Raw genomic sequence first — 11035 nt, 5'->3', positions numbered from 1 at the left:
CGGAGCAATTCCATGCGGCAAGACAAACTCACCACCAAACTCCAGGAAGCCCTGTCGGACTCGCAGAGTCTGGCCGTGGGCAACGACAACCAGTACATCGAGCCCGTGCACCTGCTGACGGCCCTGCTGAACCAGGACGACGGCAGCGCCCGCTCGCTGTTGCAACGTGCCGGCGTCAACGTCGGCGGCCTGACCAAGGCGCTCAAAGCCTCGCTCGACCGCCTGCCGAAAGTGTCCGGCACCGGCGGCGACGTGCAGGCCAGCCGCGAGCTGGTCTCGGTGCTCAACCTCGCTGATAAAGAGTCCCAAAAACGCGTCGACCAGTTCATCTCCAGCGAGATGGTGCTGCTGGCGCTGGCCGACGATAAATCCGACGCCGGCAAGCTGGCGCGCGAAAACGGCCTGTCCCGCAAGTCGCTGGAAGCGGCCATCGACACCGTGCGCGGTGGCGCCAAGGTCGATTCCCAAGAGGCTGAAGGCCAGCGCGAAGCCCTGAAAAAGTACACGCTGGACCTGACCGAGCGTGCCCGCGCCGGCAAGCTCGATCCCGTCATCGGCCGCGACGACGAAATCCGCCGCGCCATCCAGGTCCTCCAGCGCCGCAGCAAGAACAACCCGGTGCTGATCGGCGAACCCGGCGTCGGCAAGACCGCCATCGTCGAAGGCCTGGCGCAGCGCATCGTCAACAACGAGGTGCCCGAGTCGCTCAAGGGCAAGCGGGTGCTGGCGCTCGACATGGCGGCACTGGTCGCCGGCGCCAAGTATCGCGGCGAGTTCGAGGAGCGCCTCAAGGCCGTGCTCAAGGAACTGGCCATGGACGAGGGACAGACCATCGTCTTCATCGACGAGATGCACACGATGGTCGGCGCCGGCAAGGCCGAGGGCGCAATGGACGCCGGGAACATGCTCAAGCCAGCGCTGGCGCGTGGCGAGCTGCATTGCGTCGGCGCGACCACGCTGGACGAATACCGTAAATACATCGAGAAGGACGCCGCGCTGGAGCGCCGCTTCCAGAAGATCCTGGTCGACGAGCCGACCGTGGAGGCGACCATCGCCATCCTGCGCGGCTTGCAGGACAAGTATGAGCTGCACCACAAGGTCGCCATCTCCGACGCCGCCATCATCGCGGCGGCCGAGCTGTCGCACCGCTATATCACCGACCGCTTCCTGCCCGACAAGGCGATCGATTTGATCGACGAGGCGGCGGCCAAGATCAAGATCGAGATCGATTCCAAGCCGGAGGTGATGGACAAGCTGGAACGCCGCCTGATCCAGCTGAAGATCGAGAAGGAAGCCGTCAAGAAGGAGAAGGACGAGGGTTCGCGCCGCCGCCTGGACCTGATCGAGGAAGAGATTGTGCGCCTGCAGCGGGAGCTGAACGACTTCGAGGAAATTCTCAAGGCCGAGAAGGCCGTCGTTCAGGGCAGCACCCATATCAAGGAAGAGATCGAGCGCATCAAGCTGCAGATGGAGCAGGCCACGCGCGAGAGCAATTGGCAGAAGGTCTCGGAGCTGCAATACGGGCGCCTGCCGCAACTGGAGGCGGAGCTGAAGCAGGCCGAGACGGCATCCGCCAACGGCGTGTCGCTGGAGAAGAACACGCCGGCCAAACAGAAGCTGCTGCGCACCGAGGTCGGCGCCGAGGAAATCGCCGAGGTGGTGTCGCGCGCGACCGGCATTCCGGTGTCGCGCATGATGCAGGGCGAGCGTGACAAGCTGCTGCACATCGAGGAGAAGCTGCACGAGCGCGTGGTGGGCCAGGACGAGGCCATTTCCGCCGTGTCGGACGCGATCCGCCGTTCGCGCGCCGGCCTGTCCGATCCGAACCGGCCGTATGGTTCGTTCATGTTCCTGGGGCCGACCGGTGTCGGCAAGACCGAGCTGTCGAAGGCGCTGGCCGGCTTCCTGTTCGATACCGAGGAATCGATGATCCGCATCGACATGAGTGAATTCATGGAGAAGCATTCGGTCGCCCGCCTGATCGGCGCGCCGCCGGGGTATGTCGGTTACGACGAAGGCGGTTACCTGACCGAGGCGGTGCGCCGCAAGCCGTACAGCGTAATCCTGCTCGACGAGGTGGAGAAGGCGCATCCGGACGTGTTCAACGTGCTGCTGCAGGCGCTCGACGACGGCCGCATGACGGACGGGCAGGGGCGCACGGTGGACTTCAAGAACACGGTCATCATCATGACGTCCAACCTTGGGTCGCACAAGATCCAGGCGATGGAGGAGTCGGACCCCGGCGTCGTCAAGCTGGCGGTGATGGCGGAGGTGCGGTCGCACTTCCGGCCGGAGTTCATCAACCGTATCGATGAAATCGTCGTGTTCCATGGCCTCGACGAGAAGAACATCGGCGCCATCGCCAAGATCCAGCTGGCGATCCTGGAGCAGCGTCTGGCCAAGATGGAGATGACCTTGACGATGACCGACGCGGCGCTGCACAAGATCGCCGAGGCGGGCTACGATCCGGTGTATGGCGCGCGGCCGCTGAAGCGGGCGATCCAGCAGCAGATCGAGAATCCGCTGTCGAAGCTGATCCTGCAGGGGCGTTTCGGGCCGAAGGACACGATCCACGTGGATGTCGACAACGGCGAGCTGGTGTTCCGCGCCTGATCTTGGACACGTAGGGCGGATTAGGCGGAACGCCGTAATCCGCCAATGCGTGCGCCGTCGAAACGCATGCATGGCTACGTGTATCCGTGGTTTTTCCGCGATGTATCCGCAGCGTATCCAAGGCGCACTTCTAGCGTTGCTCGAAAAACGCTGACGGGCTATTTCCAAACGTCTTCTTGAACATCGCGGAAAACGCCGACTGGCTGGCGTAGCCCAACTCCGCCGCCACCTGCGACAGGGGCACGCCGCGCGCGATCAACGGCGCGGCGTGCGCCAGCCTGACCTGCTGGCGCCACTGCACGAAACCCATTCCGAGTTCTCGTTCGAACAAACGGCTCAACGTCCGGTCCGACGCGCCGACCTGGCCGGCCCACTGCTGCAGCGTCAGTTCGGCGCCGGGATCGGCGATCAGCGCATCGCACAGCGCCCGGAGCCGTTTGTCCGCCGGCAGCGGCACGCGAATCGGGCGCACCGCGCAGCGCGGCAGCTCGTCCAATATCATCTCCCCCAACAATTTCTCGCGGTTCGATCGCTCATGCTGGTCGTGCTGTTCCAGCGCGGCGATCAATTCGCGCAGCAGGCTCGATACCTCCAGCACCTTGCAGTCATCGCCGGGAAAGGGCGAGCGGCTGGCGTGCACGCACAATGGCCGCATGCGCGAGGGTTCGAGCACGGTGACGGCGTGCACCACATCGGGCGCGATCCAGATCGCCCGCTGCGGCGGCACGATCCAGCTGCTGTTATTGGCCGTCACGCGCATCACGCCCTGCATCGCATAAGTGAACTGGCCCCACGGATGGTGGTGCGGCAGCAGGTTGGCGTCGGCCGGCAGGTCGCGCCCCGACATGGTCAACGGGCGCTCCGGCGTTGGATCGTCGCGATCCGAGTCGAAGTGTGTGTGGGTGACGATGGGAAGGCGCATGGAGTCGACCTGATGGCGTAATCGCGACAAATGTTGTCGCCCTATCTTAAACCAGACTCCCGACAATTGCTTACACTTTGGTTAATAATTGACAGAGGAGAGCTTAATGAGTGAAACGACACTGTTGCGCCAGGATGCCAAGGTCATCACCTTGGTCGGACTCGCGCACGGAACCTCCCACTTCTACCACGTGATCCTGGCCGCGCTGATCCCCTGGCTGAAACCCGAGTTCCACCTCAGCTACGCGGAACTGGGCCTGCTGATGACGGTCTTCTTCGCCGTCTCCGGCGTCGGCCAGGCGATGGCCGGCTTCGTGGTCGACCGCTTCGGCGCGCGCGCCGTCCTGTTCAGCGGCATCGCGCTGCTGGGCCTGTCGGCGGTGATGCTGGCCGGCGCGCACAGCTACGCCCAGTTGGTGGCCGGCGCCTTCCTGGCCGGCTGCGGCAACTGCGTGTTCCATCCGGCCGACTACACCTTGCTCAACCAGCGCGTTTCCAAGGCCCGGCTGGCGCACGGCTTCTCGGTGCACGGCATCAGCGGCAATATCGGCTGGGCGCTGTCGCCGCTGTTCCTCACTTTCGTTGCGGCCCGCACCGACTGGCGCACCGCGTTGCTGAGCGCCGCGCTGCTGCCGCTTGCGGTGCTGGCGCTGCTGCTGTGGAACCGCCACGCGCTGCGGCCCGAACCGCTGGCTAAGCCATCCGCCGCCGGCGCGCCAGCCCCCGCCGGCGCCCTCGATTTCCTGCGCCTCAAAGTGGTGTGGATGTGCTTTGGTTTCTTCCTGATCTCGGCCGTCGCGCTGGCAGGCATCCAGACCTTCGCCGCCACCAGCCTGGTGAGCCTGTACGGCATGTCGCTGCAATGGGCGACCTCGGCGTACACCTGCTTCATGTTCGCCTCGGCCGCCGGCACGTTGTACGGCGGCTTCCTGGGCGCCGGCAGCCGCCACCACGACCGCATCATCATGCTGGCCTTCGCCGGCGCGGCCGTGCTGGCGCTGGTGCTCGCCGCCGCCGTGGTGCCGGCGTGGATGGCCGTCGTGCTGATGGGGATGATCGGCCTGGTCACCGGCATCGCCGGGCCGTCGCGCGATCTGATGATACGCGGCGCGGCGCCGGCCAACGCCACCGGACGCGTGTTCGGCGTCGTTTATTCGGGGCTGGACTGCGGGCTGGCGCTTGGCCCGTTGCTGTTCGGCGCGCTCATGGATGGCAATCATCCTGCCGGCGTGTTCGTTCTCATCGGCGTGTTCCAGGCGCTGGTGATCGTCACCACCGTCGGCGTCGGCAACAACAGCCGCGTGGTCGGCGTCCCCAAAACAGCATAGAATTGGCTCCATCCCAATTCAGCCGCGAGGTAAGACGATGAGCTTTGCCACCACCGATTTGTGCGACGACAACTCCAATCTGTTGGAGGACGGGCGGCTCGCCGTGCTGCCGCCGGTGTTCCGGCACTTCGGCAAGCATGTGCGGTTCTCCGGGCGCGTCACGACCCTGAAGGTGCACGAGGATAATGCGCTGGTGCGGGCGACGCTCGAAACGCAAGGTGATGGCAACGTGCTGGTGATCGACGGCGGCGGCAGCCTGCGGCGGGCGCTGGTGGGCGGACAACTGGGCTTGCTGGCGCAGGATAACGGCTGGGCCGGCATCGTCGTCGACGGCTGCATTCGCGACACCGATGAAATCAACGCCTGCGAGATCGGCGTGCGCGCGCTCGGCGCCCATCCGCAAAAGAGTAGCAAGAAGGGCGCCGGCGAGCGCAACCTGCGGGTCCACATCGCCGGCGTCGCGGTCAATCCGGGCGACTGGATTTATGCCGACGCGGACGGCATCCTGGTGGCGCAGCAAAAACTGGCTTGAAAGCGGGGGGCGTCGCGCTCTGGACAGGCGGAAAAAAAGCCCCGGTCGGGGCTTTCTGCTGGCTCGCGCTCAAGCCTTGGGATGGGTCTTCTGCAGGTGCGTGTCCAGATGCTTGCGCAGACGCTGCTGGAAGATGGTGGCGTCGTCGATGGTGCCCATGTCGTCGTCCACTTCCATCAGGTGTGTCTGATAGCCCTCCGCGAACGAGACGCTAGCCTCGACCTCGCCTTGTTTCTCCGACAGGGAGTGACCCTGCACGGCACCAAGAATGTTCCCCTGGTCGTCGGTGATAATGGTCATTTTCATACCATGCCTCCGCCTTGTAAGTTGTGAAAGGCGCCACCGATGCCGCGATTGTGTATCTGCACGAAATAGGTGGCGTTGCCGTTGTTTTCCTTGCGCTTGGCCTGCTCGTCGGCGACGTGGACCGCACCCTGGTTGGGTGCTTTCACATCGGCCGACGCGAACTGCGTGCCGCGGTCGCCAGGAAAGCTGTAGCTCCAGAACGCCGTTTCCCCCGGCGCCAGGAAGGTCAGCGGGCCTACATTGTTGAATGACATGATCTCCTCCAAAAAGTGCGTCGCACCGGCAAATGCCCGAGCGGCCATTCCATCTTAGTCACCGCTACCGAGCTCGCTTTGATGCAAACGATGTGGGGCCTTTTTTGTCCGTGGCGGCTTTCTAGTGGATAATGCGGGATTGTGATGCACCATTTATTTTAGGAAGTCCCCAAGCTATGTTGAGTTACCGCCACGGCTTTCACGCTGGCAATCACGCCGATGTATTGAAGCATTTCGTGACCATCCAGCTGATGCAGTATCTGAACCAGAAAGATACCGCGTACAGCTACATCGACACGCACTCCGGCGCCGGCGTCTACGCGCTCGACGGCACGTTCGCGTCCAAGAACGCCGAATACGACACCGGCATCGGCCCGCTGTGGGAGCGCACCGACCTGCCCGCGCCGCTCAAGGAATACGTCGATCTGATCAAGGCGATGAACCCTAGCGGCAAGATGCGCTACTACCCGGGTTCGCCGTACATCGCCGACCAGGTCGCCCGCGAGCAAGACCGTCTGCGCCTGTTCGAGCTGCACCCGGCAGATTCGAAACTGCTGGCCGACAATTTCCGCAAGCTCGACGAGCACGCCGCGCAGCAGGGCATCCGTCCGACCACGCGCGGCAAACGCGTGCTGGTCACCCGTGGCGACGGTTTCCAGGCGGTCAAGGCGCTGTTGCCGCCGCCGTCGCGCCGCGCGCTGGTGCTGATCGACCCGCCGTACGAAGACAAGATGGACTACAAAAAGGTCAAGGACACCTTGGCCGAGGCGCTGGGCCGTTTCCCGACCGGCACTTACGCGGTCTGGTATCCGCTGCTGCAGCGCATGGAATCGCGCCAGTTCGCCGACAAGCTCAAGCAGTTGCCGTGCAGCGACTGGCTCAACGTCGTACTGACCACGCACACGCCGATGCCGGACGGCTTCGGCCTGCACAGCAGCGGCATGTTCATCCTGAATCCGCCTTACACGCTCGAGCCGATGCTCAAGGAAGTGATGCCGTGGCTGGTCAAGGCGCTGGCCAAGGACAGCGGCGCCAAATTCACGCTCGAGAGCGGCAAACCGACTTCTACGCGCAACACTCCCGCGCGCCGTCCTGTTACTCGATAGAAAAATGTTGTCAAGACGGTAGGTGCGGGGTAGTCTGGCGGTTAGCGGGTCGCTCGCTGAGATAGCGACCCGGATAATGCCATCGCAGATTGGGAAATGAATGATGACAGCCCCGGAGCTGCCGACGTCCAAGCTTGCGGACAACTTCTTTCTGGCCCGCCAGCCCATCCTCAACCGGGGGCAGCGGCTGGTCGGCTATGAACTGCTGTTTCGCGACGCGCACACCAATAACGCCGCCAATATCACCGACCAGGCCGAAGCGACGGCCACCGTGATCGCCCACGCGTCGGAGCTGGGCATGGGCCACGTGGTCGGCGACCAGATGGCCTTCGTCAACGTCGACGGTGTCGGGCTGATGAGCGATTTCATCCGCTTTCTGCCCAACGACAAAGTCATCCTCGAAATCCTCGAAACCGTCAAAGCCACGCCGGACGTGCTCGACCGCATTCGCGAGCTCAAGCAGGCCGGCTTCCGCTTCGCACTCGACGACGTCATCGGCGCGACCGAGGACGTGAAACAGCTGCAGGCGTTGTGCGACGTCATCAAGGTCGACATCCAGGACATGCAGCCCGGCACCTTGCCGGCGCTGGCCCGCGTGCTGAAGAACCCCAAGCAAAAGCTGCTGGCCGAAAAGGTCGAAACGGTCCAGGAATTCCGTCAGTGCATGGATCTTGGCTTCGAGTATTTCCAGGGATATTATTTCGCCCGCCCGGTGATCCTGAGCGGCAAGAAGATCTCGCCGTCGCAGCGCAGCGTGCTGCATCTGCTGGAGTTGCTCGATGCCGACGCCAGCAGTCATGAAATCGAAAGCAGCGTCAAGCACGACGCCTTGATCACGTTGAATTTGCTGCGGCTGGTGAACACGCCGGCGGTCGGCACGCGTTACCGCATTAATTCCGTGGGGCACGCGCTGATGGTGCTGGGCCGGCGCCAGCTCAAGCGCTGGCTGCAGATTTTGCTGTATGTGAAGGGGGCGGGGGCGCAGGAGTTCACGTCGCCGTTGCTGCAGCTAGCCACCACGCGCGGCAAGACGCTCGAGCTGATGGTCGAGCATCTCCGGCCGGGGCAGCGGGTCAGCGCCGATATCGGCTTCACTGTGGGCGTGATGTCGTTGATGGACACCTTGTTCTCGATCCAGATGCGCGACGTGCTCGAGAGCGTGAACGTGCTCGACGAGGTGAGGGCGGCGCTGCTGCATCGCGGCGGCGACTACGGCAGCATGCTCAGCCTGATCGAGCACATCGAGCACGGGCGGGAAGGGCAAGTGCTGGCGCAGATGCTGAGCCAGATGTCGCTCAGGCCGTCCGATCTGTACGCGATACAGCTGGCCGCGATCGAGTGGGTGACGGAATATACGCGCGGGTTTTAGTGCTAGCGTCTTCCCACGTTATCTCCGCGACTTGCGCCCGCCTTGTAAAATGACTTAGCGCAGGTGGCGTATCACAAGGGTGATACATTGGCTGGCGGCATGGTTTTGGATAAGACCTTGCCCGTGAAACACTCCAAGGGACTCTGACAATCTAATATTTGTACAAGGACAAAAGCCCTCTTGGCGGCCTTTCAAAGGCAACGCTTACAAATTATCTGCGCGCGGCGATATACACATCATAACTAAAATCGCTTATGTGACTGGCCAGAGCCAATTGTCGGTTTATCAGCGCCAAATTGTATGACCCTTCCGAAGATCCGAGTCGGGTAGATGGATAGTTAACCGATGAATCCTGCGTACGCCGCACCATCTTTTGCTTTATTACTCAACAATTGCCATGCCTTCTCTCACCTTTAGTTCTGATCGTCCTAGTGACACCGATGCTTTGGGGCGCGCTGACTTCGCTCGATCTCTTGCATATGCGCTTCTTTCCGTCAGCGGCCAAGATGGGCTGGTTGTTGGCATTGAGGGTGATTGGGGATCTGGGAAAAGCACAGTCCTCGGCTTCGTAAGGAAATGTCTCAGCGATATAACTGAGTCAGGCGCGTCGCCGATCATTGTTGAGTTCAATCCGTGGTTGATCAGTAGCACAGGAGCGTTAGTTGAAGCGTTAATTACGCAAATGGCATCCGCGCTTTGCGTCAATTCTGCAAGCCTGGAAAAGGGCGTTGAAGCAGGCGAAAAACTCATCGGGTATGTCAGTCTTCTTAAGCACTTGAAGCATCTAAAATACTTCAAGTACGCGCCTGGTCTCGGATGGATCGGCCACCTTGCAGAAGATAGTGCAGGGCTAGTTGATTCTGCTAACGCTGCGGCAGAGAGTGCAGGTTCAATATTGAAGGAGCTGCGGTCGACGCTGCCTAAGCTCGATATAAATAGAAAAAAAATGGAGGTTTTAGATGCGCTAAATGATGTTGGTCGGCCTATTATTGTGTTCGTTGACGATTTGGACCGCCTGCCACCTGAAGAAATTAAGGCGCTAGTACAAACGATCAAGGCTGTTGCGGACTTCCCTAGAACTACTTATGTCCTCGCTTATGATAGAGCGGTAGTCGCCCATGCTCTGGGTAACAGCGATGACACAAAAGGACTTTCCTATCTCGAAAAAATCGTGCAGGTCGCTTATCCGATCCCGCCACTTTTTCAATTTCAAATGACCCAATTCGTGGATAAAACGATTGGTGACCTGCTGATTAGCATGAGTGTGCCTGTTAGGGACTACGAGAGTGCTCGATACCCCTCCGCTATTAAGCTTGCGGCAAGTCTTATGCGGCAGCCAAGAGACGTGGTACGCCTTGCAAATCGTTTAATGTTGAGTATTCCGGCTACAAGAAACGAGGTGAACATTTGCGACGTTCTCGTATTTGAAGCAATATCTTTGCGCTTTCCTTCAATTAGGGAGAGAGTTCATAGGCATCCTTCAGATTATGTTGGTATGCCATTTGACGTGGATGTGGCGGAATACACAGATACTGATTGGGCGGCTTGGGCGTACGATCGGAGTAGTTCCGCTAAGGATGACCCCTCTTGGGAAAAAGGTTTGCCGCCGGATGAGGGCGAGCATGCAAAAGTAAAAAAAGCGCTCAAGTTTATTTTTGGAAAGTATGATCAAAATCGCGGGACGCCTGACGATGAGTTGCGTATGCTCTCGTCCAACAGGCTCGCGCGTTATTTTAGAATGACTTCGTTGGATTCCGTGCCTGAAGTGGCCTCAATTCACGCATTACTGAGAGATTCAGAAAGGTTGCAACAAGCGCTTGATGCTGAGGATCTACAAGGGCTTGAGGCGACCCTTGAGTGGACATATGCCTATGTTCCATCATGTTCTGGGATCGATTCGCCTCAAATTCTGATTATTCTAGCGCTGTTTTCATCGAGCGTGGTGGAAAATTCCAGCTGGAATGCGCAATTAGCGCGGGTTTTCTCTAAAGTTTTATCGCGAATACTTCGTTACAGTCCGAACGATGTTAGAGCGGCGGCATTAATTCAAATTGTCGAACTTGCTCCACTTTCTGTAACAGTAAACGTCCTGCTAGATGCCGTTGCCGAACAGGGGAAGTGGGTAATGGGGGCTACGCTGGAAAGGGCTGTCGGTGAACAGCTTGTATCGGACTTTGATGCTGTAGATCAAGCTGTTAGTCGTTGGTCAGAAAGGGTGCGCAAAAAGGTTGGCGACGGTTCCCTAGTCAAAGAATCTAATATGCACGAAATACTTTATCGGCTAGGGGACTTCAATCGTTCATACGGTGAAGTATTTCAGGCAGTACGAGAAATATGTTCAACTGAAGACGGATTGAAAGAATTTCTGTCAGTATTCATTAAAAATAGTCCGCTTAATGATCTGCAAATGTTTGGGCTGGTTGATGATGCAGTGGCTTTGATAACAAGAATAAATGAGTCTACTCTCAGTCAAGAGTATGGCTGGCTAGTGAGTTTGATCTCGAATGATGATTGGGTACGTATGATAGCGGAACAGGCGCACGCTCGTAAAAAAATTGGGCAAGCGATTGCGGACCAGATGACATCTTAAGCCTCGGTCAGTAGTT

The 11035-nt window shown here is 60.0% G+C and carries 9 protein-coding genes; 6 read left to right on the top strand and 3 right to left on the bottom strand.

Annotation, left to right across the window (positions count from 1 at the left end):
- Positions 1-12: 12 nt before the first annotated feature.
- Positions 13-2613, top strand: coding sequence for an ATP-dependent chaperone ClpB (gene clpB, locus AC0IYS_RS20800; RefSeq protein WP_471706976.1), 2601 nt, complete (start codon positions 13-15; stop codon positions 2611-2613).
- 130 nt (positions 2614-2743) lie between these two features.
- On the opposite strand, the gene AC0IYS_RS20795 is transcribed toward clpB, so the two are convergent.
- On the bottom strand, positions 2744-3535 hold the full coding sequence (locus AC0IYS_RS20795) for an AraC family transcriptional regulator (protein ID WP_471706975.1): 792 nt from the start codon (positions 3533-3535) through the stop codon (positions 2744-2746).
- A gap of 106 nt (positions 3536-3641) precedes the next feature.
- Here AC0IYS_RS20795 and AC0IYS_RS20790 point away from each other — a divergent pair, with 106 nt between their 5' ends.
- Together AC0IYS_RS20790 and rraA are read left to right on the top strand one after the other, a co-directional pair.
- A complete protein-coding gene (locus AC0IYS_RS20790; RefSeq protein ID WP_471706974.1) occupies positions 3642-4862 on the top strand; it encodes an MFS transporter in 1221 nt (406 codons plus the stop codon).
- A 37-nt stretch (positions 4863-4899) separates the two neighbouring features.
- On the top strand, positions 4900-5394 hold the full coding sequence (rraA, locus tag AC0IYS_RS20785) for a ribonuclease E activity regulator RraA (RefSeq protein WP_471706973.1): 495 nt from the start codon (positions 4900-4902) through the stop codon (positions 5392-5394).
- Positions 5395-5463: 69 nt separating this feature from the next.
- Here the strand turns inward: rraA and AC0IYS_RS20780 are convergent, their stop codons facing one another.
- Positions 5464-5700, bottom strand: coding sequence for a hypothetical protein (locus AC0IYS_RS20780; protein WP_471706972.1), 237 nt, complete (start codon positions 5698-5700; stop codon positions 5464-5466).
- The gene (locus AC0IYS_RS20775; protein WP_471706971.1) at positions 5697-5954 is read right to left on the bottom strand and encodes a hypothetical protein; all 258 of its coding nucleotides are present in this window, start codon (positions 5952-5954) and stop codon (positions 5697-5699) included. The genes AC0IYS_RS20780 and AC0IYS_RS20775 overlap by 4 nt, the downstream gene beginning before the upstream one ends.
- A gap of 176 nt (positions 5955-6130) precedes the next feature.
- Between AC0IYS_RS20775 and AC0IYS_RS20770 the strand changes: the two genes are divergently transcribed.
- From AC0IYS_RS20770 to AC0IYS_RS20760, 3 genes are all read left to right on the top strand, one after another.
- Positions 6131-7060, top strand: a complete 930-nt coding sequence (locus AC0IYS_RS20770; RefSeq protein ID WP_471706970.1) for a 23S rRNA (adenine(2030)-N(6))-methyltransferase RlmJ — start codon at positions 6131-6133, stop codon at positions 7058-7060.
- Positions 7061-7160: 100 nt separating this feature from the next.
- A complete protein-coding gene (locus tag AC0IYS_RS20765) occupies positions 7161-8429 on the top strand; it encodes an EAL and HDOD domain-containing protein (protein WP_471706969.1) in 1269 nt (422 codons plus the stop codon).
- 397 nt (positions 8430-8826) lie between these two features.
- Positions 8827-11019, top strand: a complete 2193-nt coding sequence (locus tag AC0IYS_RS20760; RefSeq protein WP_471706968.1) for a KAP family P-loop NTPase fold protein — start codon at positions 8827-8829, stop codon at positions 11017-11019.
- The last annotated feature ends 16 nt before the right edge of the window (positions 11020-11035 follow it).

This window comes from Duganella sp. AC237 (genome assembly GCF_979254035.1).
This window is presented reverse-complemented; position numbering and strand designations above follow the sequence as displayed.

Coding starts and splice junctions, on each gene's coding strand:
- AC0IYS_RS20760 (WP_471706968.1), top strand. CDS start 8,827: ATGCCTTCTCTCACCTTTAGTTCTGATCGTCCTAGTGACACCGATGCT.
- AC0IYS_RS20765 (WP_471706969.1), top strand. CDS start 7,161: ATGATGACAGCCCCGGAGCTGCCGACGTCCAAGCTTGCGGACAACTTC.
- AC0IYS_RS20795 (WP_471706975.1), bottom strand. CDS start 3,535: ATGCGCCTTCCCATCGTCACCCACACACACTTCGACTCGGATCGCGAC.
- AC0IYS_RS20770 (WP_471706970.1), top strand. CDS start 6,131: ATGTTGAGTTACCGCCACGGCTTTCACGCTGGCAATCACGCCGATGTA.
- clpB (WP_471706976.1), top strand. CDS start 13: ATGCGGCAAGACAAACTCACCACCAAACTCCAGGAAGCCCTGTCGGAC.
- AC0IYS_RS20775 (WP_471706971.1), bottom strand. CDS start 5,954: ATGTCATTCAACAATGTAGGCCCGCTGACCTTCCTGGCGCCGGGGGAA.
- rraA (WP_471706973.1), top strand. CDS start 4,900: ATGAGCTTTGCCACCACCGATTTGTGCGACGACAACTCCAATCTGTTG.
- AC0IYS_RS20780 (WP_471706972.1), bottom strand. CDS start 5,700: ATGAAAATGACCATTATCACCGACGACCAGGGGAACATTCTTGGTGCC.
- AC0IYS_RS20790 (WP_471706974.1), top strand. CDS start 3,642: ATGAGTGAAACGACACTGTTGCGCCAGGATGCCAAGGTCATCACCTTG.